Annotated in this window: 28 protein-coding genes; 7 read left to right on the top strand and 21 right to left on the bottom strand. The window is 70.8% G+C overall.

The features are described 5' to 3' along the window. Positions 1-139: 139 nt before the first annotated feature. Positions 140-1,090 carry a LysR substrate-binding domain-containing protein gene (locus ACZ60B_RS04590; RefSeq protein WP_469384143.1) on the bottom strand — a complete coding sequence of 317 codons (951 nt, stop codon included), beginning with the start codon at positions 1,088-1,090 and terminating at the stop codon, positions 140-142. Between the two features lie 139 nt (positions 1,091-1,229). Here ACZ60B_RS04590 and ACZ60B_RS04585 point away from each other — a divergent pair, with 139 nt between their 5' ends. Further along, positions 1,230-1,784, top strand: a complete 555-nt coding sequence (locus tag ACZ60B_RS04585; protein ID WP_469384142.1) for a peroxiredoxin — start codon at positions 1,230-1,232, stop codon at positions 1,782-1,784. A gap of 3 nt (positions 1,785-1,787) precedes the next feature. Next, positions 1,788-2,321: an alkyl hydroperoxide reductase gene (locus ACZ60B_RS04580; RefSeq protein WP_469384140.1), complete on the top strand. Its 534-nt coding sequence runs from the start codon at positions 1,788-1,790 to the stop codon at positions 2,319-2,321. A 70-nt stretch (positions 2,322-2,391) separates the two neighbouring features. Here the strand turns inward: ACZ60B_RS04580 and ACZ60B_RS04575 are convergent, their stop codons facing one another. From ACZ60B_RS04575 to ACZ60B_RS04555, 5 genes are all read right to left on the bottom strand, one after another. Next, the gene (locus ACZ60B_RS04575; protein ID WP_469384139.1) at positions 2,392-3,777 is read right to left on the bottom strand and encodes an AI-2E family transporter; all 1,386 of its coding nucleotides are present in this window, start codon (positions 3,775-3,777) and stop codon (positions 2,392-2,394) included. 131 nt (positions 3,778-3,908) lie between these two features. After that, positions 3,909-4,598 (bottom strand): aggregation-promoting factor C-terminal-like domain-containing protein, encoded by a 690-nt coding sequence (locus ACZ60B_RS04570; RefSeq protein ID WP_469384137.1) that lies wholly within the window; start codon positions 4,596-4,598, stop codon positions 3,909-3,911. Between the two features lie 452 nt (positions 4,599-5,050). Beyond that, positions 5,051-6,376 carry a PhoH family protein gene (locus ACZ60B_RS04565; RefSeq protein WP_351604435.1) on the bottom strand — a complete coding sequence of 442 codons (1,326 nt, stop codon included), beginning with the start codon at positions 6,374-6,376 and terminating at the stop codon, positions 5,051-5,053. Between the two features lie 340 nt (positions 6,377-6,716). After that, the gene (locus ACZ60B_RS04560; RefSeq protein ID WP_469384135.1) at positions 6,717-7,490 is read right to left on the bottom strand and encodes an isoprenyl transferase; all 774 of its coding nucleotides are present in this window, start codon (positions 7,488-7,490) and stop codon (positions 6,717-6,719) included. Between the two features lie 825 nt (positions 7,491-8,315). Further along, positions 8,316-9,122, bottom strand: coding sequence for a methyltransferase domain-containing protein (locus ACZ60B_RS04555; RefSeq protein ID WP_469384134.1), 807 nt, complete (start codon positions 9,120-9,122; stop codon positions 8,316-8,318). A gap of 117 nt (positions 9,123-9,239) precedes the next feature. On the opposite strand from ACZ60B_RS04555, the gene ACZ60B_RS04550 reads away from it, so the two are divergent. Next, positions 9,240-9,623, top strand: coding sequence for a DUF192 domain-containing protein (locus ACZ60B_RS04550; protein ID WP_469384132.1), 384 nt, complete (start codon positions 9,240-9,242; stop codon positions 9,621-9,623). A 17-nt stretch (positions 9,624-9,640) separates the two neighbouring features. Here ACZ60B_RS04550 and ACZ60B_RS04545 read toward each other — a convergent pair whose 3' ends face one another. Next, on the bottom strand, positions 9,641-10,135 hold the full coding sequence (locus tag ACZ60B_RS04545) for an ATP-binding protein (RefSeq protein ID WP_469384131.1): 495 nt from the start codon (positions 10,133-10,135) through the stop codon (positions 9,641-9,643). A gap of 170 nt (positions 10,136-10,305) precedes the next feature. On the opposite strand from ACZ60B_RS04545, the gene ACZ60B_RS04540 reads away from it, so the two are divergent. From ACZ60B_RS04540 to ACZ60B_RS04525, 4 genes are all read left to right on the top strand, one after another. Further along, on the top strand, positions 10,306-11,157 hold the full coding sequence (locus tag ACZ60B_RS04540) for a helix-turn-helix domain-containing protein (protein WP_469384129.1): 852 nt from the start codon (positions 10,306-10,308) through the stop codon (positions 11,155-11,157). Between the two features lie 10 nt (positions 11,158-11,167). Then, the gene (locus tag ACZ60B_RS04535) at positions 11,168-11,359 is read left to right on the top strand and encodes a hypothetical protein (RefSeq protein ID WP_469384127.1); all 192 of its coding nucleotides are present in this window, start codon (positions 11,168-11,170) and stop codon (positions 11,357-11,359) included. Positions 11,360-11,445: 86 nt separating this feature from the next. After that, on the top strand, positions 11,446-11,919 hold the full coding sequence (locus tag ACZ60B_RS04530) for a carboxymuconolactone decarboxylase family protein (RefSeq protein ID WP_469384125.1): 474 nt from the start codon (positions 11,446-11,448) through the stop codon (positions 11,917-11,919). A 32-nt stretch (positions 11,920-11,951) separates the two neighbouring features. Beyond that, a complete protein-coding gene (locus ACZ60B_RS04525; RefSeq protein WP_469384124.1) occupies positions 11,952-12,875 on the top strand; it encodes an RNA polymerase sigma-70 factor in 924 nt (307 codons plus the stop codon). Here ACZ60B_RS04525 and ACZ60B_RS04520 read toward each other — a convergent pair whose 3' ends face one another. The 14 genes from ACZ60B_RS04520 to ACZ60B_RS04455 all read right to left on the bottom strand — a co-directional run bounded on the left by ACZ60B_RS04520 (position 12,876) and on the right by ACZ60B_RS04455 (position 24,207). After that, positions 12,876-13,490 carry an OmpA family protein gene (locus tag ACZ60B_RS04520; RefSeq protein ID WP_469384122.1) on the bottom strand — a complete coding sequence of 205 codons (615 nt, stop codon included), beginning with the start codon at positions 13,488-13,490 and terminating at the stop codon, positions 12,876-12,878. A 7-nt stretch (positions 13,491-13,497) separates the two neighbouring features. After that, complete coding sequence (locus ACZ60B_RS04515) at positions 13,498-14,079, bottom strand: hypothetical protein (RefSeq protein WP_469384120.1); 582 nt, start codon at positions 14,077-14,079, stop codon at positions 13,498-13,500. Positions 14,080-14,110: 31 nt separating this feature from the next. Beyond that, a complete protein-coding gene (locus tag ACZ60B_RS04510; protein WP_469384118.1) occupies positions 14,111-14,707 on the bottom strand; it encodes a pilus assembly protein TadG-related protein in 597 nt (198 codons plus the stop codon). Continuing rightward, positions 14,707-14,925 carry a hypothetical protein gene (locus ACZ60B_RS04505; RefSeq protein WP_469384117.1) on the bottom strand — a complete coding sequence of 73 codons (219 nt, stop codon included), beginning with the start codon at positions 14,923-14,925 and terminating at the stop codon, positions 14,707-14,709. The genes ACZ60B_RS04510 and ACZ60B_RS04505 overlap by 1 nt, the downstream gene beginning before the upstream one ends. A 110-nt stretch (positions 14,926-15,035) precedes the next feature. Beyond that, positions 15,036-15,785: a response regulator transcription factor gene (locus tag ACZ60B_RS04500; protein ID WP_469384115.1), complete on the bottom strand. Its 750-nt coding sequence runs from the start codon at positions 15,783-15,785 to the stop codon at positions 15,036-15,038. Further along, complete coding sequence (locus tag ACZ60B_RS04495) at positions 15,782-17,161, bottom strand: sensor histidine kinase (RefSeq protein ID WP_469384114.1); 1,380 nt, start codon at positions 17,159-17,161, stop codon at positions 15,782-15,784. The genes ACZ60B_RS04500 and ACZ60B_RS04495 overlap by 4 nt, the downstream gene beginning before the upstream one ends. An 18-nt stretch (positions 17,162-17,179) precedes the next feature. Continuing rightward, positions 17,180-18,067, bottom strand: a complete 888-nt coding sequence (locus tag ACZ60B_RS04490) for a DUF5936 domain-containing protein (protein WP_469384625.1) — start codon at positions 18,065-18,067, stop codon at positions 17,180-17,182. A 54-nt stretch (positions 18,068-18,121) separates the two neighbouring features. Further along, positions 18,122-19,066, bottom strand: coding sequence for a type II secretion system F family protein (locus ACZ60B_RS04485; protein ID WP_469384112.1), 945 nt, complete (start codon positions 19,064-19,066; stop codon positions 18,122-18,124). 22 nt (positions 19,067-19,088) lie between these two features. After that, a complete protein-coding gene (locus ACZ60B_RS04480; RefSeq protein WP_469384110.1) occupies positions 19,089-20,426 on the bottom strand; it encodes a CpaF family protein in 1,338 nt (445 codons plus the stop codon). An 87-nt stretch (positions 20,427-20,513) separates the two neighbouring features. Then, positions 20,514-20,876 (bottom strand): TadE/TadG family type IV pilus assembly protein, encoded by a 363-nt coding sequence (locus ACZ60B_RS04475; protein WP_469384108.1) that lies wholly within the window; start codon positions 20,874-20,876, stop codon positions 20,514-20,516. Between the two features lies 1 nt (position 20,877). After that, the gene (locus tag ACZ60B_RS04470) at positions 20,878-21,282 is read right to left on the bottom strand and encodes a TadE/TadG family type IV pilus assembly protein (RefSeq protein ID WP_469384106.1); all 405 of its coding nucleotides are present in this window, start codon (positions 21,280-21,282) and stop codon (positions 20,878-20,880) included. After that, the gene (locus tag ACZ60B_RS04465) at positions 21,279-22,535 is read right to left on the bottom strand and encodes an AAA family ATPase (RefSeq protein ID WP_469384105.1); all 1,257 of its coding nucleotides are present in this window, start codon (positions 22,533-22,535) and stop codon (positions 21,279-21,281) included. Before ACZ60B_RS04465 ends, ACZ60B_RS04470 begins: the two co-directional genes overlap by 4 nt. Positions 22,536-22,544: 9 nt before the next feature. Beyond that, the gene (gene cpaB, locus ACZ60B_RS04460; RefSeq protein ID WP_469384103.1) at positions 22,545-23,252 is read right to left on the bottom strand and encodes a Flp pilus assembly protein CpaB; all 708 of its coding nucleotides are present in this window, start codon (positions 23,250-23,252) and stop codon (positions 22,545-22,547) included. Between the two features lie 145 nt (positions 23,253-23,397). Then, positions 23,398-24,207 carry a hypothetical protein gene (locus ACZ60B_RS04455; RefSeq protein ID WP_469384624.1) on the bottom strand — a complete coding sequence of 270 codons (810 nt, stop codon included), beginning with the start codon at positions 24,205-24,207 and terminating at the stop codon, positions 23,398-23,400. Positions 24,208-24,684 lie beyond the last annotated feature (477 nt).

The raw sequence follows: 24,684 nt of genomic DNA, 5'->3' as shown, positions 1-24,684 counted from the left end.
CGCTGAGGGGGTATGTGTATCAGCGCGGGTGCGTATTCCGGCGGGGGTCTCCCTACCTGTCTCCAGGTGACGGAAGTTGACGCACCCGGTCACTCAAGGAGATTTGTTCGGCGCGCATTTGAACGATTGCTTGAGGTTTTCAGACGCTCTGGTCGAGCACCCGCACCGGCAGCGGACGCAGTGCCTCCCGCAGCGCGGCCGCCAGTTCCTGGTACTCGGCGCCGCGCGCGGCCCCGGTCCGCATGGCGAGCGCGATCCTGCGGCTCGGGGCGGGGTCGGCGAAGGAGCCGGTGAGCAGTTCGGTGCTGCGGGTCGTCTCCACCTTGACGGCGGTGCGCGGCAGCAGGGTGCAGCCGAGACCGCCGGCGACGAGCTGGACGAGGGTGGACAGACCGGCGGCGGTCGTGGTCACCGGGGCGTCCTCGCGACCGGCCTCGCGGCAGATGTCCAGGGCCTGGTCGCGCAGGCAGTGCCCCTCGTCCAGGAGCAGCAGGTTCAGCTCCCTGAGCGCCTCGCGCGGGATCTCCGCGCGGCCGCCGAGCCGGTGGCCGAGGGGGGTGACGAGCACGAAGTCCTCGTCGAACAGCGGGATCTCGACCGTGCCGGGCACCCCGAGGGGCACCGCGAGCAGCAGCAGGTCGAGCCGGCCGGTGGCCAGGCCGTCGAGGAGGTTCGCAGTCTGCTCCTCGTGGACCTGGAGGTCGAGGTGCGGATAGCGGTCGTGGACCAGGCGCAGGACGGTGGGCAGGAGGTAGGGCGCGACGGTGGGGATGACCCCGAGGCGCAGCACGCCGGTGAAGGGGGCGCGCACCGCCTCCGCCTCCTCCAGCAGGGCGCCGACCTCCGCCAGCACGGCCTTGGCGCGTACGGCGAGCCGGGCGCCCGCGGGCGAGAGCAGCACCTTGCGGGTGGTGCGCTCCAGCAGCGTCACGCCCAGCGTCTCCTCCAGCGCGGAGACCGCGCCGGAGAGCGCGGGCTGGCTCATGCCGATCGCCGCGGCCGCGTCACGGAAGTGCAGATGCTCGGCGACGGCGGCGAAGGCGCGCAGCTGGGCGAGGCTGGGCTGGCGCCTCTTGCTTCCCGTACTCATGGTCACTAATAACCACCTCCGATCAACACCACAAAGTGTAGCTATTTCCCTAATCAATGCAGCCTGTGCCACCATCGAAACGATCCAACCCATGAGAAACGCCCCCACAAGGGGTTGTTCTTCGCTGCAAGGAGAGCCCGTGCTCACTGTCGGTGACAAGTTCCCCCAGTTCGAACTGACTGCCTGTGTCTCGCTGGAGAAGGGCAAGGAGTTCGAGACGATCGACCACAAGTCCTACGAGGGCAAGTGGAAGATCGTTTTCGCGTGGCCCAAGGACTTCACCTTCGTGTGCCCGACCGAGATCGCGGCCTTCGGCAAGCTGAACGACGAGTTCGCCGACCGTGACGCCCAGGTCCTCGGCTTCTCCGGTGACTCCGAGTTCGTGCACCACGCCTGGCGCAAGGACCACGACGACCTGCGTGACCTGCCGTTCCCGATGATGGCCGACTCCAAGCACGAGCTGATGCGCGACCTCGGCATCGAGGGCGAGGACGGCTTCGCCAAGCGCGCCGTCTTCATCGTCGACCAGAACAACGAGATCCAGTTCTCCATGGTGACCGCCGGTTCCGTCGGCCGTAACCCCAAGGAGGTCCTGCGGGTCCTGGACGCGCTCCAGACGGACGAGCTCTGCCCGTGCAACTGGACCAAGGGCGAGGACACGCTGGACGCGGGCGCGCTGCTGGCCGGTGAGTGACGGATGTCCCTCGACTCCCTGAAGGCACTCGTCCCGGACTACGCCAAGGACCTGAAGCTCAACCTGGGTTCGGTCATCGGCAACTCCGACCTGCCGGCCCAGCAGCTCTGGGGCACGGTGCTGGCGACCGCGATCGCCTCGCGCTCGCCGATCGCGCTGCGCGAGCTGGCGCCGGAGGCCAAGGCGAACCTGTCGCCCGAGGCGTACACGGCGGCCAAGGCCGCGGCCGCGGTGATGGCGATGAACAACGTCTTCTACCGCACCCGGCACCTGCTGTCGGACCACGAGTACGGCACCCTGCGCGCGGGTCTGCGGATGAACGTCATCGGCAACCCCGGCGTCGACAAGGTCGACTTCGAGCTGTGGTCCTTCGCGGTCTCCGCGATCAACGGCTGCGGCATGTGCCTCGACTCGCACGAGCAGGTGCTGCGCAAGGCCGGCGTCGACCGTGAGGTCGTCCAGGAGGCCTTCAAGATCGCCTCGGTGATCCAGGCGGTCGGCGTCACGCTGGACGCGGAAGCGGTGCTGGCGGAGTAACCCCGCCCGAGCCACGCTCTCCCGGGCCCCGTTCACCCTCGCGGTGGGCGGGGCCCGTTCCGTCGTCCCGTCAGGGCTGCTTCGGCGGGACCACCGGCGGGTCCACCGGCGCCGCGTCCAGCACCGTCGCGCCCCGCGGGACGGGGGACGTCCGCAGGGCCGGGCCCTGGGCGTACGAACGCAGGTAGCCGACCACCGTGTTGGTCACCGCCACCAGCGGCACCGCGACCACCGCGCCGCCGATGCCCGCGATCATGCCGCCCGCGGCGACGGACAGGACCACCGCCAGCGGGTGCACCCGCACCGCGCGGCCCAGGATGAACGGCTGGAGGACGTGGCCCTCGATCTGCTGCACCGCGAGGACCACGGCCAGGGTCATGACGGCCGTGAAGACACCCTGGGTGACCAGCGCGACGAGGACCGCCAGCGCGCCCGAGGCCACCGCGCCGACCAGCGGGATGAAGGAGAAGAGGAAGATGAACACGGCCAGCGGGACGGCCATCGGGACGTCGAGGAAGTAGATGCCCAGGCCGATGAAGATGGCGTCGATCAGGGCGACGATCACCGTGCCGCGGACGTAGGCCGTGAGGGTGCGCCAGGCACGCGGTCCGGCCCCGGCGACCCCCGGACGGGCGGCCGCGGGGACCAGCTTCAGCGACCACTCCCAGATGCGCCGGCCGTCGTAGAGCAGGAAGAGCGTCGAGAAGACGGTCAGCAGGATGCCGGTCAGCGCCTCGACCACGACCGTGACGCCCTCCAGGCCCGCCGAGGTGATCTGGTCGGTGTTCGCGCCGATCGCCTCGCGCAGGTTCTTGGCGATCTGGTTGATCTGCTTGTCCGTGACGTGGAAGGGGCTGTTCAGCAGCCACTTGCGCAGTTCGTCGATGCCGTCCTGGACCTGGTTGGAGAGGTCGTCGATGTTCTCCATGACCTGCCAGGTCACGAACCACCCGATCAGCCCCATGACCACGAAGCCGAGGACGGCCGTGAGCGCGGTGGCCGGGCCGCGCGGCACACCGAGCAGCCGCAGCCGTGCCACGGTCGGCTGGAGCAGGGCGGTGATGAGCAGCGCCGCCACGAAGGCGAGCACCACGAGCTGTACGGCGCTGATGACCCGCATCAGCACCCAGACGGTCCCTGCCAGGACCAGCAGCCGCCAGCCCGCCTCGGAGGCCACCCGTACGGCCCAGGGGACCGCCTGTGCGGGGTCGGGGCGGACGGCGACGGCGGCGAGTTCGTACCGCGCCGCCTCCGGATCGGCCGGTGCGGACTCGGGCACGCCGGCCGGGGCCCGCCCGGGCGGCGGGGACGGCGCGGGGGACGGGGTCGGCGGCACGGACGGCGACGCGAGGTCCGCGTGTTCCCGCTCGACCTCGGCGCGGCGCTCGTCGAGGCGCTCGCCCATCTCGGTCAGCCTCGCACCGATCCGGCTGAGCCACCCTGGCACTCGCGTCATGATCCGCCCTCTTCCCCCGTCTCTCCCCACCACTCCCCCTGGAGTCGTCGCTTCCGACCGTACAGGGCGAAGCCCCTCCCCCAAGGACGGGGAGGGGCTTCGTGAGGTTGAGCGTCGACGGCCGGGGCCGTCTAGTACCAGCTGTTCGCCTGCCAGAAGGACCAGGCCTCGCACGGGCTGCCGTAGCGGCCGTTCATGTAGCTGAGGCCCCACTTGATCTGGGTGGCCGGGTTGGTCTGCCAGTCGGCGCCCGCGGAGGCGTACTTGCCGGCGGGCAGCGCCTGGAACAGGCCGTAGGCGCCGGAGGAGGCGTTGACGGCGTGGTAGTTCCAGCTGGACTCGTGGTTCACGATGTTGCTGAAGCACTGGAACTGGGCGCTCGGCACCATCTGACGTGCCATCGCCTGGATCTGCGCGACCGTGTAGGAGCTCTGCACGGCGAAGGTGGACGCGTCGCGCACCGCACTGCGGCTCGCGGCTTCCTTCTCCTCGGCACGCTTCTTGGCCGCCTCCTCGGCGGCCTCCTTCTTCGCGACCGCGGTCTTGGCGGCAGCCTTGCGGGCGGCCTCCTCGGCGTCCTTCTTGGCGCTCGCGTCGGCGGCGATGGCCTGGGCGTCAGCCTGCTGCGTCAGGGACGCGGTCTGCACCTGGGCCTGCTGACCCGCGGGGATGTCCGCGAGGAGCAGCGTCGAGTCGCTTGCCGTCGCCTCTGCGTCGTTGGGCTGCGCAACGCTGCCCGAGGCAACACCGACAACGCTTCCGACGGCGGTGACCGCGGTGGCCGAGGCCACTGCGAATCCCCGGACCGAGATCCGGCTCACACGGTTTTCCTTCCAGCGTCGCCCGCTTCGGTGACCCTGGCGGACGCAATCGTGCCCCTGTCGCTGGCCTCCCAACTGCGGGGTCACGGGAGGCGCGGGCCCGGCGGGCAACTCCCTGCACGGGAGTGCCACGTGAAGAGTGGGCGGCATACGACGACGCTATGGAGTTGGGCTCGTGCCTCCGTCGTGCCGTACCGCCCTCACCGGAGTGCGGGAGTACGTCCAGAGGTACAGGTGTGTCGTATGCGGGGGCCTGACAGGAGTGAGACTCTGCCGTAACCCGACGACGCAAGGCAATTCTGAGTTGCGTGTGAAAGCTCACACCTCGTTTGGCCCAGGGGGTTTCATGAAACGCCCACGCACGAAGGCGCCGCCCGACTAGGCTCATTGCCTTCGTCGAGCGGCGCCGAATTCGTGTAACGGGTCTCCATGGACAACCGTTCCATGAATTGTCAGAGCTGGACGTCCTCCAGCATTTCGGTCACAAGTGCGGCGATCTGGGACCTCTCGGACCTGGTCAGCGTCATGTGGGCGAACAACGGATGCCCCTTCAGCTTCTCCACGACGGCGACCACACCGTCGTAGCGCCCGACGCGCAGATTGTCCCGCTGTGCCACGTCATGGGTCAGGACGACACGCGAATTCGCGCCGATCCGGGACAGCACGGTCAGCAGGACGTTCCGTTCCAGCGACTGCGCCTCGTCCACGATCACGAACGCGTCGTGCAGCGAGCGGCCGCGGATGTGGGTGAGCGGGAGGACCTCCAGCATCCCGCGCGCGGTGACCTCCTCGATGACGTCCCGGCTGGTGACCGCGGAGAGGGTGTCGAAGACCGCCTGGGCCCAGGGGCTCATCTTCTCGGCCTCGGAGCCGGGCAGGTAGCCCAGTTCCTGCCCGCCCACCGCGTACAGCGGACGGAAGACCATGACCTTCTTGTGCTGACGGCGCTCCAGGACCGCCTCCAGGCCCGCGCACAGCGCCAGCGCCGACTTGCCGGTGCCGGCCCGGCCGCCCATCGACACGATCCCGATGTCGGGGTCGAGGAGCAGGTCGAGCGCGATCCGCTGCTCGGCGCTGCGCCCCTTGATGCCGAACGCCTCGCGGTCCCCGCGCACCAGACGGATGTTGCCCTCGGGGGACACCCGGCCGAGCGCCTTGCCGCGCTCGGACTGGATGGTCAGGCCGGTGTGCACCGGGAGGTCCGAGGCCTCCGGCACGTACACGTGCCCTTCCTCGAAGAGGATGTCCACCTGTTCGCCGGACAGCGTCAGTTCGGACATCCCGGTCCAGCCGGAGGAGTCCGTGATGGCGAGCTCGGCGCGGTACTCCTCGGCGAGGAGACCCACGGACGACGCCTTGATCCGCAGCGGCAGGTCCTTCGACACGACGGTGACGTCGAACCCCTCGGCCTGGAGATTCCGGGCCACCGCGAGGATGCGGGAGTCGTTGTCCCCCAGGCGGTAGCCGGAAGGCAGCACGCTGGGGTCCGAGTGGTTGAGCTCGACACGGACGGTACCGCCGAGATCCCCGATCGGAATGGGGGAGTCGAGACGGCCGTACCGGACCCGGTAGTCGTCGAGCAGGCGCAGCGCCTGCCGGGCGAAGTAGCCGAGTTCGGGATGGTGCCGCTTGGCCTCCAGTTCCGTGACCACGACGATCGGGAGCACGACCTCGTGCTCGTCGAAGCGGGTCAGGGCGTTCGGGTCGGCCAGCAGGACGCTGGTGTCGAGAACATAGGTGCGCCGGTCAGGCGTGCGGCGCTTTGTGCTGGTCACCACGGAAGGACGTACCCCCTCGGATGAGGTCGGGGAGCGACGAGAAGGAGCTGGACCGGTTGACGGCGCCGATGCACGGCGGGCCGAGAACCGGCCCTCCGCGGCTGCGTCCGTGCTGGGAACACACGGTCGGGCTGGTGCAAAGGGCCTCCCGGGCGGACGGCCCCGAGCCGTCCGCTGAGATGCGGTACCCGTGGTTCGGGCACCGACCTGTCTGGCTTATGCCCTCCAAAATGCACGCTCATGCCACGGCATATGACGGCGCGCCGATGAACTCCGTGTGACGTTCGTGTCGAACGGGATCCCCGGGGTCCCGTGCCCCCCGCCGTGTGCCGACGGACCCTCAGCCGCCGAAGCGCCGGTGGCGTGCCGCGTAGTCGCGCAGGGCGCGCAGGAAGTCGACCTTGCGGAAGGCCGGCCAGAAGACCTCACAGAAGTAGTACTCCGCATGGGCCGTCTGCCACAGCATGAATCCGGACAGCCGCTGCTCGCCGCTGGTGCGGATCACGAGGTCGGGGTCGGGCTGGTCGCCGGTGTAGAGGTGGCGGCCGATCATCTCGACGTCGACGGACTCGGCGAGGTCCTCCATCGACACGCCCTTGTCCTGGGCGTCGTGGAGCATCGCGCGGACGGCGTCGGCGATCTCCTGGCGGCCGCCGTAACCGATGGCGACGTTGACCAGTATCCCGTCGACGTGGGCGGTGTTCTCCTCCGCCTCCTTCAGCACCGTCTGCATGCCGGACGGCAGCAGGTCGGCGGTGCCGACGTGGTGCACACGCCAGCGGCCGTCGGCGGCCAGGGAGCGGACCACGTCCTCGATGATGTCGAGAAGCGGGACCAGTTCCTCCTTGGGGCGGTCGAAGTTGTCCGTCGACAGCAGCCAGAGGGTGACGACCTCGACGTCCGTCTCGGTGCACCAGCCGAGGAACTCCTCGATCTTGTCCGCACCGGCCCGGTGGCCCTGCGCGGCGGTGGAGCCGGCGGCCTTCGCCCAGCGGCGGTTGCCGTCCACGATCACGCCGATGTGCTTGGGCACCTGAGCGTGGTCCAGGTGACCTTCCACCCGGCGTGCGTACAGCCTCACCAGCAGGCCGCGCAGCCTGTCGCGCAGGTTCACGTGATTGTCAGCCCCTCCATACGGTGGCGGTCCCCGCGGGCGAAGCCTAACGGCTGCACGGCCGGGGCGGGATTTGGGGGTGTGGATCGCTGGGGGCGCACGGGGTCGGGCGCGCGGGGGAATCGAGCGCTGTGCGCGGGCCAAAGAAAACGGGCCGGTCCGTGGGGGGGGAGACGGACCGGCCCGAGGGGGGGGTTCCACCATAACCCTTCGTAAGTGATGCTGCGTGCATCGGCGTGCCACAACTACTCTCCGGAGTCGGACGGCGACGCCTCGATGGTGCCGGAAGGCGGGATTCAGGGGGCTCGTATGGCCGAAACAGGGGGGACGGCCTGCTGTTTCGCCTGGGACGCCCGGAAACGGGGGGAGATCCGGCGGACTCGACGGACCCCGGGAGCCCCGGGCGCGCCACGGGCCGCGTCCCCCCGACGGGCGACCCCGCCCGTTGACGCGGCTTGACGGTGGAGCGACCCGGCCGGCACCGGCGCGGCACCGCGCAGTCCCCTCCACCGCGCGGTACCGCCGCACAGCTTTGCTGGCGCGAATTGCCCGCCCTGAACTTACGTGAGGCCGGGGAGGGAAACCAGCCACTCCGGTAACGATGTGGAAACCCTGTGGAGAATTGGAGGAGTTCTGCCCCGGAGAGGGCGACTTGACCGATTCGCGCGGCCGTCCGGGGGAATCGTCCGCGGGCTCGGGCGGGCCCGGACGTACACGTGGCGCCGGTTCGGCCGGTCGACGGCCGACGGTTCCCGGCCAGTTCCGGCCGACGTCTCCGACGGACGCCTCCGACGCGCCCGCTCGGCGCGTCCCGACCGGTGGGTCCTACGCCCGGTCGGCCGCCGGGGCCGAGCCGGGCTTGCGGACGTCGAAGAGATGGCGGGTGCTGTGGGCGACGAAGGGCCCCTCGGTCTCGATGTGCCGGTGCAGGGCGCGCAGCCGGGGCTCGTACGCCTCCACCGTGAAGCCGGGGACCATCCAGATCACCTTGCGCAGGAAGTGGACGACGGCGGCGATGTCGTGGAACTCCACCCGCAGCCGTTCCGCCCGCAGTCCGACGACCTCCAGCCCGGCCGCCTCGGCGTCGGCGCGTTCCCGGCCCGGGTCCCGGGCGCCGCGCACCGCCTCCGGCTGCGGGCCCAGGAAGTACGCGACGAGTTCGAACACGCTGGCGGGTCCCACGTGCTGGGCGAAGTACGTGCCGCCCGGGGCGAGGACCCGGGCGATCTCCTCCCACTGCGGCCGCACGGGGTGCCTGCTGACGACGAGGTCGAACGCGCCGTCCGCGAAGGGCAGCGGCGCGTCCTCCGCGACGGCCACCACCGCGACACCGCGCCGGCCCAGCAGGGCGGTCGCCTTGGCCACGTTGGGGGGCCACCCCTCGGTGGCGACGGTGAGCCGGGGTACCCGCTCGGCACGCCCGAGGGCGAAGTCGAGCACCTCCCCTCCCCCGGTCTGGAGGTCGAGCGCGGCGGTGGCCTCCGACAGCCGCGCCGCCTTCGACACCGCGTAGCCCCACGACGGCCGCTGCTCGGTGGCCCGGCCCTCGAACCAGGAGAAGTCCCAGCCCTCGGTGGGAACGGCCGCGCCTTCCGCGACAAGATCCTCGAACGTGCGCGCACCCTGGCTCATACGGCGATCCTGACAGGGCCCGGCCGACGGGCGCCGCTCATTTTTCTCCGGCCGCCCTGCCCCGCGGGAGTTCGCCGCGGACGGTTCCCCCGGGCCACGGCGGGGGAGGTGACCGGCATGGGACGGCACTGGCGGGACGGACGGGGAGAACTGAGCGTGCGTGGGGAGCGGCCGGAGGACGAGGACCCGGTCACCGTGCCGCTGGAGATCGCCACGTCCTATCGCGCCCGGACGAGGGGGCTGCTCGGCCGCGACCGCGTCGACGGGGCGATCCTGCTGTCCCCCGCGAGCGGTGTGCACACCTTCCGGATGCGCATCCCCATCGACGTCGCCTATCTCGACCGACGGCTCGACGTCATCGCCGTACGCACCATGAAACCCGGCCGCCTGGGCCTGCCCCGACTCCGCTCCCGGCACGTACTGGAGGCGGAGGCGGGGGCCATGGCGGCCTGGGGAGTGAAGGCGGGCGTACGGGTGCGGATCGACACCGACGGGAAGTGATCCGCGCACTCCCGGCGTCAACTCCCGAGGTATGCGGTCGTCGTGGCGCGTGGCAGCACCGCCCACATGCGCGTCCCGCCGGCGGGTTCGCGGGCCGCGTCGAAACCCCAGTCGCCCTCGCAGGCCCTGACCACGCAGGCCAGCACCCGCAGCGCGGCGCGGCGCCGGGTGTCGCACGCGGCGGCGAGGCGTGGGTGGGTGTGACGCGGATGACCGTCGTGGAGGATCACGCGCAGGGCGCCGTCGCGGTAGCGCAGGGACACGTACACCTCGGCGTCCGGCGCGAACCGGCAGGCACAGGTGGCCAGTTCGTTCACCACCTGCACCGCGGGCTCCGCCACGTCCGCGAGGCCGTGGGCGCGCAGGATCGTACGCGTGGCCGTCCTCGCGATCGACGGGGTCTGCGGGGCGGCGGGGAGGGTGAGGCTGTAGGCGAGGGCCTCGGGGGTGGGCGGCGAGGGCCGTACGTCCGTGGAGGTCGGGGGCGGACAGGCGGTGGCGATCGCGGACATGGCAGCAACTCCCTTGGTGTGCCGTTTGTGTAGTCGATCGATCACCGAATGTAGAAGGCGTTGAGTCATATTGTCCACCAGTTGTGGGGATAATTACCCCCACAACTGGTGGACCTGATGGTGGATCACCGGCACACTGAGGCCCATCACGCACGGCGAGAAGGGGCGACATGGCGACGCGGAGCACGCCGACCGAACGGCAGCGGCGACTGGGCGCCGAACTGCGCAAGATGCGGCTCGCGGCCGGAGCGACCACGGAATACGCGGCCGGGCTGCTCGGCATCGACCGGACCCGGCTGTCCAATATGGAGTCGGGCATCCGGCCCTTCTCGGGCGACCGCATCCGCACCTTGGCCTGCAACTACGCCTGTACGGACAAGAGTTACGTCGAAGCGCTGTCCTCCATCGCCGACGACAAGGAACGGGGCTGGTGGGAGGGCTACCGTGGCACCCTGCCCGCCGGGTTGCTGGACATCGCGGAGCTGGAGTGGCACGCCGTACGTGTCCGCACCGCACAGGTGATGCATGTACCCGGACTGCTCCAGACGGAGGACTACGCCCGTGCCGTGTTCGCCGCCGTGCTCCCGGCTCTGACCCGGCTCGAAGTCGAACTGCGCGTCGCCCACCGCATGGCACGGCAGCAGGTGTTCCAGCGGGACAAGCCACTTGCGTACGTGGCTTACGTCCATGAGGCCGCACTGCGCATGCCGTACGGAGGCACCGAACAGACCCGGCAGCAACTGAACCACCTGGCTGCCCAGTCCGAGCGTGACACCGTCGACGTGCGTGTCATCCCCACCAGCGTGGGCGGTTTCCCCGGGGCGGGACACGCCCTGCTGTACGCCGACGCGGTCGTGCCTCCGCTCGACACCGTGCAACTGGACTCCGCCCATGGGCCGGAATTCACCGGCGCCGAGGCTCAGCTCACCAAGTACCGTTCCCATCTGGACTGGATGGACGACGCGTCACTGCCCTCGGCAGCCTCGCGCGACCTCATCCGCAATGTCGCCCGCGAGATCTGAGGGAGTCGTCATGGCCGACATCACCTGGGAAGAGCCCTTCTGCGGAGAGGGCAACAACTGCTTCCGCATAGGGACCGATTCCTCGGGCAACGCCTACCTCGCCGTCGCCGGGCAGGAGGAGAACCACCTCACGGACAGCCGTGAGGCACTCCGCGCGCTGATCCTGGAGATCAAGGCCGGGAAGGCCGACCACCTGCTCTGACCGAACGCGTCCGTCCGTCATGTCACAGGGACGCGGGCCGCCTCGTCTCGGGGGTGAGGTCACCGACGAGCACGGAGGAGCACACCATGGACGCGCGACTGAACTACTTCGCCAGCCCGACCGCGGGCAAGGCCCTCAAGTACCTCATGTCGGCCGGGAGGACGCTGAAGGAGTCGCCTCTGCCGGCCGTCACCCAGGAGCTGGTGGCGCTGCGGGTGAGCCAGATCAACGGGTGTGCCGCCTGCGTGGACATGCACACCAAGGAGGCCGCGGCCGCCGGCGAGACGGCGGTGCGGCTCGCTCTGGTGGGAGTGTGGCGGGAGGCGACGGTCTTCACCGAGGCCGAGCGGGCCGCCCTGGCGCTGGCGGAACAGGGGACCCGGGTCGCGGACGCGGCCGACGGCGTCAGCGACGAGGTCTGGGCCGGCGCCGCGCACCACTACGACCAGGAGCAGCTCACCGCTCTGGTCGTCCTGGTCTCGTTCATGAACATGGTGAACCGACTGAACATCGTCACCCGGCAGCCCGCCGGCGACTACAAGGCCGGCGAGTTCCACTGACGGCGGGCCGAGGACTGCGAGGAGACGAGCGAGTGGACAAGGCGGAGGAGTTCGAGGAGCTGCGGTCGCTGCTGTTCTCGATCGCGTACCGGATTCTGGGCAGCGTGAGCGAGGCGGAGGACGCGGTGCAGGAGAGCTGGCTGCGCTTCGACGCCTCGACGACCCGGCCCGTGTCGACCAAGGCGTTCCTGTCGGCCACGGTGACCCGGATCGCCATCGACGTGCTGCGCTCCGCCCGGGTGCGCCGGGAGGAGTACGTCGGCCCGTGGCTCCCCGAACCGCTGCTCAGCGATCCGTACCAGGACCCGGCGCGGGCGGCCGAACTGGCCGACTCCGTCTCGATGGCCGCGTTGCTGCTCCTGGAGCGGCTCAGCCCGCTGGAGCGGTCCGTGTTCGTGCTGCGGGAGGTCTTCGCCTTCGGCTACGACGACATCGCCACAGCGGTGGGCCGCTCGGAGGCGGCGTGCCGGCAACTGGTGGTACGGGCGCGTCGGCACATGCAGGCCGGGCGCCCCCGGTTCGAGGCGGACCGGCAGGAGCGGCAGGAACTGGCAGATCGGTTCTTCGAGGCGTTGTCGCAGGGTGACATGGGCGGCCTGCAGAGCCTGCTGGCGGCCGACGTCCAGCTGGTCGGGGACGGCGGCGGCAAGGCCCCGCAACTGGCCAGGGCCGTCGGCGGCGCCGACAACGTGAGCCGCCTGCTCGCCGCCGTCTACCCGCTCATGATCCGGATCGACATCACGTTCGAACAGCACGAGGTCAACGGACAGCCGGGCGCGGTCTTCCGCGACCGGGACGGCAGGGTGCTCCATGCTCTCGCCCTCGACGTCCTCGACGGACGGATCCAGACCGTCCGCTCGGTCATCAATCCCGACAAGCTCGGCCACCTGGGCCCGGTCGCCGACGCCTGGGCCGTCAACGAGGAGGTGAAGCAGCAACGCAGGCAGACGCAGTGATCAGCTCTCCGAGCGCGGGAACGACACCTCCACCCGTCGGTTCTTCTTGCGGCCCTCCTCCGTCGCGTTCGACGAGATCGGGAACTGCTCGCCGTAGCCGCGCACCTCGAACGTGACGTTCGGGTCGTTCAGGTCCTGGGAGAGGACGTCCTGCACGGCGTTGGCGCGCTGCTTCGACAGGACGTCACCGTGCGCCGAGCTGCCGAGGTTGTCGGTGAAGCCGAAGACGCGGACGTTCGTCGCGTTCTGCTTCTTGATCTCCTCGGCGATCGCGGCGATCCGCGCCTTCGCGTCGGCGCCGAGCTTCGCGCTGTCCTTGCCGAACAGGACCTCCGCCTGGAGAGCGAACTTCACTGACGTGTTGGTGTCCTCCCGGCGCTCGTCCCCGGACTGGTCCTCCACGACCGACTTGATGTCCAGGACCTTGGGACTGGCGAGGGTGGCGCCCTCGGGAAGCTTGAGATCGGGGTCGTTCGGGTCGACCTCGACGGGGGCGGAGGCGGTGGCCTCGGTGCCCGGCGGCACGCTGGGCGTGTCGTCGGCCTGGGCGGTGGTGGCCGCGTAGAGATTCGCGGCGAGCAGGGCGGTGAGGGCCAGGGCGAGGCGGGTGGTCATGGGTGCCTCAGCCGGAGATCTGGATGGTGGCGGAGGGGAAGGTCGGCAGCTGGAAACTGACCTCGGCGGTGTCCGCCGGGGGTGCGGGGAACTGCATGAAAATGGGGATGTTTTCACCAGGTTTCACGGACTGGACACCGGCCGTGGTGAGCGGCCGTCCGTCCGTGTCCCGCAGTACGTAGTAGCGCTTCTTGCCCTTGGAATCCACCAGCGTTGCCCCGCCGAACGACTGGCCGTTCTTCATGATCTCGGTCTCGTTGCCGGTCAACTGCGACGAGAGGATCGCCGCTTTGCTTCCGTCGTTCTTCAGCTCGGCATTGACCGTGACGAACCCACCGGAGTCCCGAGCGGCAGACGTGATTTTCAGGTCCAGGCCCTCCGGGCCCTTGAGCTCCGCCAAGGGCTCATCCGACTGCCCCTCTTGAGTGCTCGGCTTGGATCCGTCGCCCTTGGAGACCGACGTCGAAGCTTCCGGCTTCTTGCCGTCGTCACCACTCCCGCCGCAGCCGGCTACGCCGAGAGCCAGGCCGGCCACCACGGTCAACGCGACCACCCCGCTGCGGGCCTTAGCCGTGAACCGAATGCTCATCGCTCTGCTTCCTTCACTCGTCGTTCGCATGTCAGTCGGCCAGATGGACGTCGAAGAGGTCTTCAGGGTGCGGGAGGGTCGCGGTGTCGTGCGGGTCCAGGTCCCAGTCGCGGTCCTTGCAGATGAGCTGCGGCAGTACGTCGTCCCCGGCACCCTCGCCTGAGAGCGTGAACGTGCAGAGCGGCTCGATCACGGCGGTGGCGGACGCCTTCGCGTACGTGTTCTCCGTACCGGGGACGACGGAGTCACCGACCGACTTGTCCGTCTGGACGCCGACCGTGTAACCGAGCAGCCCGTCGGGGCCGCAGTCGGTCACGTGGGCTTCGTTCTGCCCGGCCAGCTCATAGGCCCGCCAGCACGAGGGGGTGACGGTGGCCCGGCCGTCGAAGATGTCCTGCCACTTGGTCGGGTCGAGCAGGTCCGTGACCCACTGCCCGGCGAGTTGGTCCCGGGTGTCCTGCGCCGCCGCGAGCGCCGCCGCGTCGGCTGCCGTCTGGGCGCCGTTCCGGTTTGCCGCCGCCTGGCCGACGGCCAGATAGGCCAACGCAAGAAAGAGCAGGCCCGCCACCACCGTGATGTAGATGGGGAAGGCCTGCCCTGCGTCACCGCCATACCTGCGTAAAGGCATCAGGTGATTTCGGCGATCTTCGCCTTGATCGCGTCGAGGATCGTCTTGCCGATATCCGTACCCGTGATCGCCAGCACGATCGCCACCACCACCGCGATGATGCCGAGATACTCCACCGCGGTCTGGCCCCGGTCGCCGGCCCGGCGCCGCATGGATTCGGCTGTCGTGTTCTTCCAGCCGTTCACGCGGACGGCCGTCTTCAGCATGAGGTCGCTCATGGTGTGCCCCTCCAGGTGTCGCGTCGCCGGGACGGTAGTGCGGAGCGCGTATGTCGGTGAAGGGCCCACGGGCCCAGCGGCGGGCCCAATTCCGCTCCCGTCCGCTCATCTCAGGACACCCCCAGCCATTTGGCGACCGCCTCCGAGCGACTTGTGCTGTGGAGCTTGGCGAAGATCCGGTTGATGTGATTCTTGACCGTCTTCTCGCTGATGAAGCACGCGGCGGCGATCTGGTGATTGGTCAGGCCCGACGCGATGAGGTCCATGATCTCCGCCTCCCTCGTGCTGAGTTGGGACGATGACACCGACAACGACGACTGTCTCATACTCGGTTGCACTTGCGAAAGGTTTTGCGGAGAAGTCGCACGGGGCAATGGTGGATCAGGCATCTCATCGTGTGCAATCGCATCCGATTCCCGCAGCTGGGCCAGCAGGGCGTCCGCCGCGGTGGCCGTGAGACGGGCCTTGCCGTCTCTGATGTCCCGTACCGCCGAGACCAGTTCGTCCACCGTGAACTCGCCGTGGACCAGATAGCCGCCCGCTCCCCTGAGCAGGGCCTCCCGGACGGTCTCCGACTCCCCGGTGTACGTCAGCATCAGGACCGGAGCGATCCGGACCAGGTAGGGCAGCGCCGCGATGCCGTCCACGCCGGGCATCCGGACGTCGAGCAGGACGACGTCGGGACGGTGGCGGTCGGCCGCCAGGCAGGCCTCGTGGCCGTCGGCGGCCTCGGCGACGACCGTGATGTCCTCGCGGCCGGTCAGGAGGGCGGTCAGGCCCGCGCGGACCACGGGGTTGTCGTCCGCCACGACGACCCGCAGGGGATCCGCGGGGACTCGGGTCGGCCGGTCCGTCGTCACGAGGCCTCCTCTCGGGCGGTGGCGGCCGCCAGGTGCAGTTCCAGGCTGACCTCGGTGCCCCGGGTGTGGCCGCCGCGGCCGATGTGGATGCGGGCGCCGACCGCGGCGGCGCGTTCGACCATGCCGAGCAGGCCGAAGTGGCCCTCGCTGCGCAGTCGTTCGAGGTCGGTACCGGGCGGCAGGCCGCGGCCGTCGTCGTAGACGCTGATGCGCAGCAGACCGCCGTGGACGCCCGCGCGGACGTCGACGTGGGTGGGGGCCGCGTGGCGGTGGGCGTTCTCCATGGCCTCGGCGGCGATGGTCAGGAGCTGGCGGGCCACGGCGGGGGGCAGCTCGGGCGGCGCCGCCACCGGTTCGCCCGTGGGGTGATAGGTGGCGGGAAGGCCGGTGCGGGTGCTGAAGTCGCTGGTCCGGGTGGCGAGTTCGTGCAGCACGTCGGTGGTGTCGGGGGCGGTGCGGCCGCGCAGGTCGGTGAGGAGTTCGCGGGACTCGGTGGCGGCGCGGCGGGCCGAGCGGGCCACCAGTTCGGCCTGCTGCCGTACCCGTGCGGGGTCCGTGTTCTCCGCGCCGGCCGTGGCCGCCAGGGCCTCCGCCGCGAGCGCCACCCCGTGCAGGGTCTTGGCCACGGAGTCGTGCATCTCGCGGGCCAGCCGGGCCCGTTCGGCGGCCACCGCCTCCGTCACCGCCAGCCGGGACTGCACCGCGCTCAGGGCGTGGGTGGCGGCGCCGAAGCGGAGCAGCAGGCCCCGCAGGGTGGAGCCGAGGGCGCCGGTGACGACGCAGAGTCCGGGCAGCAGCAGGGACTCGGCGAGGCTCGCGCCCGGGTTCCTCGTGGACGTGTGGACCAGCAGGAGGATCAGCGACTGGAGGGAGGCGAAGCAGGCCGCGCCCCGCCAGCTGTAGACGATGCCGGCCAGGAGGGGGGTGCAGACGCCGACGTAGGCCAGGGTCGTGTCCGGGCCCGCGGAGATCAGCAGCAGGGAGCCGAAGAGGGTGTCCACGGCCAGCAGGGTGGGGTGGCGCAGGAGGAGCGGACCGAAGCGTTCCCAGTCGCGGAAGAGGACGTAGTTCGTCATGAAGGTGACGACCACGGCGGCCCCGACCAGGCGGGCGCCGAGACCGGGGTGGGCGTTGAGGAGGGCGGAGGGGGTGGCCAGGGCGATCATGGCCAGGCGGAAGCCGAAGACCTGCCGGCACATCGCCTGGAGGGCGTTGACCTGGATGGGGATCGCCGGGGGTGCGGCCACCCGTTTCGCCCTCCCCCACGGACGCGCGCCCCGCCGCCGTCTCGGCAGCCCCGTACGCGCCTCGGTCCCCGTGCCCGCCTGGGGCCCCGGCCGGGTCTTCGTCCGCCGGGCCCGCTGCCACGTCGCCATCACCGTCACCCCGCCCGCCTACTTCCCCGTGATGGAGCCGAAGTCCGTGCCCGAGCCCAGCAGCAGGCCCGCGCCGAGCAGGAGCATGGTGGCCGGGACCATGAACGTGGTGATCACCAGCGTGGCCCGCGGCACCGCGCGCGCGGCCTTGCGGCGGGCGTTCTGGGCGTCCGTGCGGCGCATGTCCTTCGCGATGGCGACCAGCGTGTCGACGATGGGCGCGCCCAGTTCCTCGCCCTGCTGGAGTGCCGTCACGAACATGGCGACCTGCTCGGAGTCGTTGCGGCGGCGCAGTTCCGCGAAGGCCTGGCGGCGGCTCATGCCGAGGTCCATCTGGCGCAGGGTGATGCGGATCTCGTCCGCCCACGGGCCCTCGTACCGGGTCGACACCCGGTCCAGGGCCTGCCGGAAGCCGAGGCCCGCGCCGACCACGACGGCGAGGACGTCCAGGAAGTCGGGCAGCGTCCGTTCGATGACGTCCCTGCGGACCCGGATCGCCGCCCAGATCCCGACCTCGGTCCAGAACGCGCCGAAGGCCAGCAGCAGCAGGACCATCAGGTACTGGCCGCGCAGGAGGAACACCAGGGCCCCGACGCCGCCCAGCGCGCCGTAGACCGCGCGGCGGGCCGCGTAGCGGTCGATGGTCAGACCGCCCGGGTTGCCCGCCAGGTCGATCCTGCGGCGGTAGCGGGCCACCAGCGTGGGGCCCATCAGCCGCAGCACGGCGGGCGCGTACCGCATGCCGAGCCGGTCGACGAGCGAGTCGACCGCTCCGGTGCGGGTGGCGCCGACCTCCAGGGCCAGCGCGAGGTCGCTGGGCAGTCTGGCGTCCGCCCGGTACATGCGGATGCCCGCGAAGACGCCCCACACGCTCAGGCCCATGAGCAGCGCCAGGGCGAGGCCCACCTGGTGTCCGGACACGGGTTGCTCCCTTCTTCGTGCTCAGACTGCTCGGACTGCTCAGACGTCGATGCGGGACATACGGCGGATGAGGACGAAACCGACCGCGTACAGCGCGAACGCGATGATGACGCAGGCCTGGCCGGTGGTGGAGCCGGTCATGCGGTCCAGGGCGCCGTCCTTGACCCCGTTCATCAGGAACAGGGAGCCGACGCCGAGCACGGGGACGGCGTACGACGTCATGTTGACCTGGGAGAGCTGGGTGCGGATCTCGCGCCGTGTCTCCTTGCGCTCCTCCAGCGTCTCGGTGAGGTTGCGCAGCGCGCCCACCACCTGCCCGCCCGCCCGGTTGGAGAGCACGAGGGTGGTGACCAGGACGACCAGTTCACGCGAGGGGAGCCGGTCCGCGAGCTCGCCCAGGGCCTCGTCGACGGACTGGCCCAGCGACAACTGGTCCGCGACCTTGCCCAGTTCCTCGCCCGCCGGGGCCTCCAGCTCCTCCGCGGCCATGCCGATCGCGGTGCGCAGGGCGAGTCCGGCCTGGGTGGCGTTGGCCAGGATGCGGGCCAGTTCGGGGAGTTGGTTGATGAACTTCTCGATGCGTTTCTGGCGTTGCCAGTTCAGGAACTGCAGGGCCGCCCAGATGCCGAGGAGTCCGGCGATCGGGCCGAAGAAGGGGGCCAGGGAGGCCTGGCCGACCAGGAAGAGGCCGACCGCGGCCGCGGTCATGTAGACGAAGAACTCGCCGGGGGTCACGTCCAGGCCGGTCGCGGCCAGCTTCAGCTCCAGTTTCCGGCCCGTCTTGGTGCGGCGCAGGCGGCGGTCGAGGGAGCGGAAGCGGCGTCTGCGTCCGGCGGCCGGGAGCTGGCCGGTGTACGAGAGACGTTCGACCAGCGCCGCCCGCTGGGCCCGGCCTGAGGCGTGGACCCGCAGACCGACGACGGCGAGGAGGCAGGCCAGCAGGGTGACGCCGGTGGTGAGGGTGATGCGTGTCTGGAGATCCATGAGGGGTCCGTTCTCTCCGTCTCTACCGGGCTTCCCGGATGGCCAGTTGTTCGGTCGTACGGGCGACGCCGAAGGCCTGCGGAAGGGACTGGCCGGCCATGTAGAGGCGGTCGGCGGTACGGCGGGGCAGCGGGAAGTACTGGAAGGCGCCGTGGACCCGGCCGTCCGCGGTCATCGGCCGGGCGTCGAAGCGGGCGGCGGAGGTCAGCCGGTAGGGCTCGCCGCCGTGGCTGTCCAGGAGCGCGATCTCGGTGATCCGGCGGGCGCCGTCGGCGAACCGGGTGAGCTGGATGATGACGTCGACGGCGCTGTTGATCTGGTCGTGCAGCGCGACGAAGGGGACCTCGACGTCCGACATGGAGGCGAGGGTCTGGAGCCGGGTCAGGGCGTCCTCCGCGCTGTTGGCGTGGACGGTGGCCAGGGAGCCGTCGTGGCCGGTCGACATCGCCTGGAGCATGTCGAGCGACTCGCCGCCGCGGACCTCTCCGACGACGATCCGGTCGGGCCGCATGCGCAGGGAGTTGCGGACCAGGTCGCGGATGGTCACCTGGCCGTTGCCCTCGACGTTCGGGGGCCGCGACTCCAGCCGGATGACGTGCGCCTGCTGGAGCTGGAGCTCCGCCGAGTCCTCGATGGTGATGATGCGTTCGCCGTCGGGGATCAGTCCGGAGAGGGCGTTGAGCAGGGTCGTCTTCCCGGTGCCGGTCGCACCGGAGACGATGATGTTGAACTTCGCCTGCACCAGCGCGGCGAGCAGGTACAGCATGTGCTCGTCCAGGGAGCCGAAGGAGACCAGTTCCTGGAGCGTGTAGGAGCGCGGGAAGCGGCGGATGGTGAGGATCGGACCGGTCAGCGAGAGCGGCGGGATGATCACGTTGACGCGCTCGCCGGACGGCAGCCGGGCGTCGACCATCGGGTTGGACTCGTCCACCCGGCGGTTGACGGTGGAGACGATCCGCTCGATGGTCTGCATGAGCTGGTCGGCGGAGGCGAAGCGCATCGGGAGCTGTTCCACCCGGCCGCCCCGCTCCACGAAGATCGCGTCCGGGCCGTTGACCATGATCTCCGTGATCGAGGCGTCCTCCAGCAGCGGTTCCAGGATGCCGAGGCCGAGCGCCTCGTCGACGACCCGGCGGATGAGCTGGGAGCGCTCGGCCGTGGACAGGACCGGGCCCTCACGGCTGATGATGTGCCCGAGCACCCGCTCCAGGCGCGCCCTGCGTTCGGCCGCGGCCAGCGAGCCCATCTCCGCGAGGTCGATCTCCTCCAGGAGCTTGGCGCGGTAGGAGGCGACCAGATGGCCGTCCTCGCCCCGGCCGCCGTTCTCCTCGGGGGAGTTGATGCGTGCCCGCAGGCTCATGGTCCGGTGCTCCTCGCTCGTACGGTCCCTGCGTGGTCGTCGGTCGGTTCCCCGCGCGCGGTCGGGTCGGTCGGGTCGGTCGTCGGGTCAGTGGTCCTTGGGCATCGTGGCCGTCCGGCCGGCCCGGCCGAAGTCCCAGCCGGGGACGAGGGAGGGGATGTCGATCTCGGCGGTGACCCGCACGGAGTCGCCCAGGTCGGCACTCGTGCAGCTCGTGCCGTCGGCCAGCCAGTCGCTGACCGCGCTGTGGCAGGCGCCCTGGTAGTCCTGGTCCAGCGAGGCGCTGCGCGCACCGGCGCGGGCCGCGGTGCCGGCCTGCTGGGCGGTGTAGGCGACCAGGCCGAGCTGGACCCCGGCCAGGGCGACCAGCAGCAGGACCGGGATGAACCCGAGGTACTCGATGGCGACCTGGCCGCGATCGCGTGCGCGTGACCCGATGTCGTACGGCATCTCAGCGCTTCGCCTCCTCCACCGCGCCCGCCTCGCCGTGGACGGTGAACGGGAAGGCGACCACGCCGGGGAAGAGGACGGGCACCTTCAGGGCGACCGAGGACCGCACATAGCCGCCGCCGGTGGTGCAGTTCACCTCGGCGCCCCCCTTCCAGCCGCCCGACAGCTTGTCCAGGCCCGCCGCCCGGCAGGCCGCCTGCCGCTCCCCCGGGCGCGCCGCCGTGCCCGCCCGCACCGCCTCGTCCGCAGCATTCCCGGCGAGCGTGAACGTGTATCCCACGAGGACGAACTGCCACAGCAGCACCAGCGTCATGATGATCAGCGGGGTCATGCCGAGGAACTCGACGGTCACCTGCCCCCGGTCCGACCGGCCGGCGGCGACTGCTGCTGCTCGGATCGTCCTCATCCGCCGCCGCCCCTCCGCCGCCGCAGGCTCACCGTGCCCCGCTCGCCGCCGCGTGACCGGCCGCCGCGGCGGGTGCCCTCGGGCGCGTCGACCAGGCCCAGTTCGCCGGCGAGGGTCCACAGCGCCTGCTTCACCGTGCTCCGGTTGTCGAGGGTGTGGATACGGCCGGCGTCGACGGCCGTCTGGAGTTCCTTGAAGTTGGCGGGGATCGCGGTGGCGGCGATCGCCGTGCCGGTGATCCGCTGGATCAGCAGGGGCTGGATCTCCGTACCGCGGGTGTGCCGGTTGACGACGACCGTGGTCTCCTCGGCCTTGCGGATCTGGAGGCGGTCCCACATCCGGACCGTGCGCTTGGCTCCCCGTACGGCGACCACGTCGGGCGTGGTGACCAGCAGCGCGGTGTCGGCCATCTCGACGGCGGCGGCGCCGGGGCCGCCGAGCTGGGCGCCGCAGTCGATGACGACGACCTCGTAGCGGGAGCGCAGCGCGCTGACGATCTGGCGGGCGGCGCGGTCGGTGACCTCCTCGCCGCGTTCGCCCTCGCCGGGGGCGAGCAGCAGGGCCACTCCGGTGTCGTGCCGGAAGACCGCGTCGGCCAGCACCCGCGGGGAGATGTCGCTGATGCCGGCGAGGTCGACGACCGAGCGGCGGAACTGCACGTCCAGGAAGGAGGCGACATCGCCGGTCTGGAGGTCCAGGTCGACCAGGGCGACGGCCCGGCCCGAGGCCTGCGCGGCCAGGGCGAGCTGGACGGCGGTGAGGGTGGTGCCGACCCCGCCCTTCGCGCCGCTCACGGTGACGACCCGGCCGCCCGCGCCGGGCAGCACGTCGGCGCCGTGGCCCAGGTGGCGCCGTACGCCCACCGACCACTGGGCCACCGCCTGGACCCGGCTGGCGAGCTCCTCGTAGCTCAGCGGCAGGGCGACCAGGCCGCGGGCGCCCGAGTCCATGGCGGCGGAGAACAGGCCGGGGCTCGCGTCGGAGCTGACCAGGATGACGCCGACCGCCGGGAAGCGCAGGGCGACCTCGCGGATGAGCTCCAGGGCGGGGACCGGGCCGATGCGTTCGTGGACGACGACGACCTCGGGCAGTTCGTCGACGGACTCGGCGGCCAGCCGGGCGAGGGCGTCGACGAGCTGGGTGGAGTCGACGACCGGGGTGACCGGTTCTGCGTCCGGGAGCTGGTGCAGGAGGGTCGTGATGGACCGGACCGCGTCCGCGTCGCCGACGGCCGGGAGGATCCTCGTGGGCATGGGGGCCTCCTACTTGTCGTTCGCGAGTTCGTAGGTCCGGTCCTTCTCGGGGACCGCGACGGTGCCGCCCGGCGCGACCAGTGCGAGCCGCACCCGCTCGGCGAAGGACTCGGCGTAGGTGAGGCGCTGGGCGTCGAGGGTGGTGAGGGCGAAGGTGATGGGGACGGCGTCGGTGGGCTGCTGGGTGCGGTTGTCGGCGTTCGGCTCCAGGGCCTTTATGTCGCCCACGTCGATGACCTTCGCGTTGGTCACGATGATCTTGGACTGGTCGGGGTCGCCGTCCCGCGCGCCCTTGAAGGTGGCGTACACGTTGACCGTGGAGCCGGGCGTGATCTTGCCCGCCACGCCGGTCGCCGCGTCGATCATGATGGCGACCTCCTGCTGCCCCGGGCGCAGCGCGGGCCGGTCCACGATCATGTCGCTCTGGAGCAGCGAGCCCTTGCGCAGCGCGGTGACCGCGATCTTGCCGCGGATACCGGCGAGGTCGGTGACCGCGTTCGGCGACAGCCAGCGCTCGGGCATGTCGACCTTCTTGAACTGGCTGGAGTCGAGGGTGGTGTAGGGCGCTATGTCCGACCGGAGTTCGTACGCCGTGACCTCGGGGCCGACCTTGGACTTCACGTCGCTGATGACGGACAGGACACCGGCGAACGCGCCCAGGGCGCAGACGGCCGACAGGATCAGGAGAAGCACGCCGCGGCGCTGACGGGAGTTCATGAACCGTGCAACCTCATTGGGGGAATCGGTCGAGCGGGCTACTGGAGTCGGCGGGAACCGGTCGGTCGGGAAGCGGGGCGATCCGGGTGTGGCGGGGTGGTCGGGACTCGGCGGGACGGTCGGGAGGGCGGTCGGCGGGGCGGGGTCAGCGGGCCGGGACCGGCAGGTCGGCGGCGGGCGGGGTGGCGGAGCAGAACACGCAGCGGTCGCCGATGACGTCGATGCCGCACCAGTGGCAGGCGCTCTGCCGCACCGAGGTCACCAGCTGGTAGAGCACCGACAGGTCGGGCAGATAGGCGCAGAACTCGACCAGCTTCCCCGTCCCCCACCACGCGGCGGACTCGGCGGGCAGCGCGACCTCGCGCAGTCCCTGGGCGTTCCAGGCCGGGGCGAGGGTGCCGCTGACCCAGTCGGCCGCGAGCTGTCCCCTGGCGACCAGCATCGAGGTGGCGAACTCGGGTCCGGTCAGCATCGCTCCGGGACCGATCCGCACCAACTGCGGTGCCGGGTGGGCGAGTACGGCGAACTGACTGCCCGGCATCCAGGACCTGGCGTGCGCCTTCAGGTCGACGGGGACGCGGTCGAGTCCGGCGACGGAGCCGAGCAGCGCGCCGGTGTGGAGATAGTGGGTGAGCAGCCGGCCCGCCGAGGCGAGGACGCCGGGGCTGAGGTCGCAGGACGCCAACTGCCTGAGCTGGCGGGCCAGGACGGCGATCCCGAGCGGCGGCAGCTCCGGGCCGAACAGGGCGATCCGGTCGCTCTCCAGCAGGGAGCGGACGGTGTGCAGCCGCTCCGTCACGGCGGCGGGGGCGGCCCGCGAGCTCAGGACGATCACGTAGCCGTGCTGTTCGATCAGCGTCTGCACGTCCGACAGTGCCTGGTCGAGCGGCCGCCGGTCCAGGTCGTGCAGGACGGCGGCGGGCAGGGTCCGCTCGTCCTGGGCCGGCAGTGCCATGTCGGCACCGGTCACGGCAATGGCAGTTGGCACGCGCAGCTCCCCGTCCCTCGCGCCTGGCGGTGCTCCGGCGTTACTCCGGTGCACCGAGGTGACTTCATTGCGTGACTACCCGAGCACTGTAACCACGGCCCTGTGGCCGGAGAACCGCCTTTGGGCAGCCGAGAGAGAACTGTGCTCACGCAAGTCACGGCAAAACGGGGCACGTTGTGCATCGTGTCGGACAACGGCCGCACAGGCGACGGATTTGGTCTGGACCTCTTGACAGACCTAATTGGTCTGGACCAACTTGTACGTGCAGTGGCGGCCATCAACTCCCCCTTTTCCCGCCCCACTTCTCCCCCTTGCGTCTGTCTTCTCTCGTTCCCCGGGGGGGGGGGGCGGGGGGGGGGGGGGGGGGGGGGGGGGGGGGGGGGGGGGGGGGGCGGGGGGGGGGGGGGGGGGGGGGGGGGGGGCGGCGGGGGGGGCGGCGGCGGC

The organism is Streptomyces sp. NPDC104096, assembly GCF_055584385.1.
Note: the sequence above shows the minus strand (reverse complement) of the source record. Positions and strands in the feature narration are given on the sequence as shown.

Coding starts and splice junctions, on each gene's coding strand:
- ACZ60B_RS04550 (WP_469384132.1), top strand. CDS start 9,240: ATGGGACGGCACTGGCGGGACGGACGGGGAGAACTGAGCGTGCGTGGG.
- ACZ60B_RS04495 (WP_469384114.1), bottom strand. CDS start 17,161: ATGGCGACGTGGCAGCGGGCCCGGCGGACGAAGACCCGGCCGGGGCCC.
- ACZ60B_RS04465 (WP_469384105.1), bottom strand. CDS start 22,535: ATGCCCACGAGGATCCTCCCGGCCGTCGGCGACGCGGACGCGGTCCGG.
- ACZ60B_RS04535 (WP_469384127.1), top strand. CDS start 11,168: ATGGCCGACATCACCTGGGAAGAGCCCTTCTGCGGAGAGGGCAACAAC.
- ACZ60B_RS04480 (WP_469384110.1), bottom strand. CDS start 20,426: ATGAGCCTGCGGGCACGCATCAACTCCCCCGAGGAGAACGGCGGCCGG.
- cpaB (WP_469384103.1), bottom strand. CDS start 23,252: ATGAACTCCCGTCAGCGCCGCGGCGTGCTTCTCCTGATCCTGTCGGCC.
- ACZ60B_RS04530 (WP_469384125.1), top strand. CDS start 11,446: ATGGACGCGCGACTGAACTACTTCGCCAGCCCGACCGCGGGCAAGGCC.
- ACZ60B_RS04540 (WP_469384129.1), top strand. CDS start 10,306: ATGGCGACGCGGAGCACGCCGACCGAACGGCAGCGGCGACTGGGCGCC.
- ACZ60B_RS04510 (WP_469384118.1), bottom strand. CDS start 14,707: ATGCCTTTACGCAGGTATGGCGGTGACGCAGGGCAGGCCTTCCCCATC.
- ACZ60B_RS04505 (WP_469384117.1), bottom strand. CDS start 14,925: ATGAGCGACCTCATGCTGAAGACGGCCGTCCGCGTGAACGGCTGGAAG.
- ACZ60B_RS04475 (WP_469384108.1), bottom strand. CDS start 20,876: ATGCCGTACGACATCGGGTCACGCGCACGCGATCGCGGCCAGGTCGCC.
- ACZ60B_RS04515 (WP_469384120.1), bottom strand. CDS start 14,079: ATGAGCATTCGGTTCACGGCTAAGGCCCGCAGCGGGGTGGTCGCGTTG.
- ACZ60B_RS04580 (WP_469384140.1), top strand. CDS start 1,788: ATGTCCCTCGACTCCCTGAAGGCACTCGTCCCGGACTACGCCAAGGAC.
- ACZ60B_RS04590 (WP_469384143.1), bottom strand. CDS start 1,090: ATGAGTACGGGAAGCAAGAGGCGCCAGCCCAGCCTCGCCCAGCTGCGC.
- ACZ60B_RS04485 (WP_469384112.1), bottom strand. CDS start 19,066: ATGGATCTCCAGACACGCATCACCCTCACCACCGGCGTCACCCTGCTG.
- ACZ60B_RS04520 (WP_469384122.1), bottom strand. CDS start 13,490: ATGACCACCCGCCTCGCCCTGGCCCTCACCGCCCTGCTCGCCGCGAAT.
- ACZ60B_RS04575 (WP_469384139.1), bottom strand. CDS start 3,777: ATGACGCGAGTGCCAGGGTGGCTCAGCCGGATCGGTGCGAGGCTGACC.
- ACZ60B_RS04470 (WP_469384106.1), bottom strand. CDS start 21,282: ATGAGGACGATCCGAGCAGCAGCAGTCGCCGCCGGCCGGTCGGACCGG.
- ACZ60B_RS04545 (WP_469384131.1), bottom strand. CDS start 10,135: ATGTCCGCGATCGCCACCGCCTGTCCGCCCCCGACCTCCACGGACGTA.
- ACZ60B_RS04455 (WP_469384624.1), bottom strand. CDS start 24,207: ATGGCACTGCCGGCCCAGGACGAGCGGACCCTGCCCGCCGCCGTCCTG.
- ACZ60B_RS04555 (WP_469384134.1), bottom strand. CDS start 9,122: ATGAGCCAGGGTGCGCGCACGTTCGAGGATCTTGTCGCGGAAGGCGCG.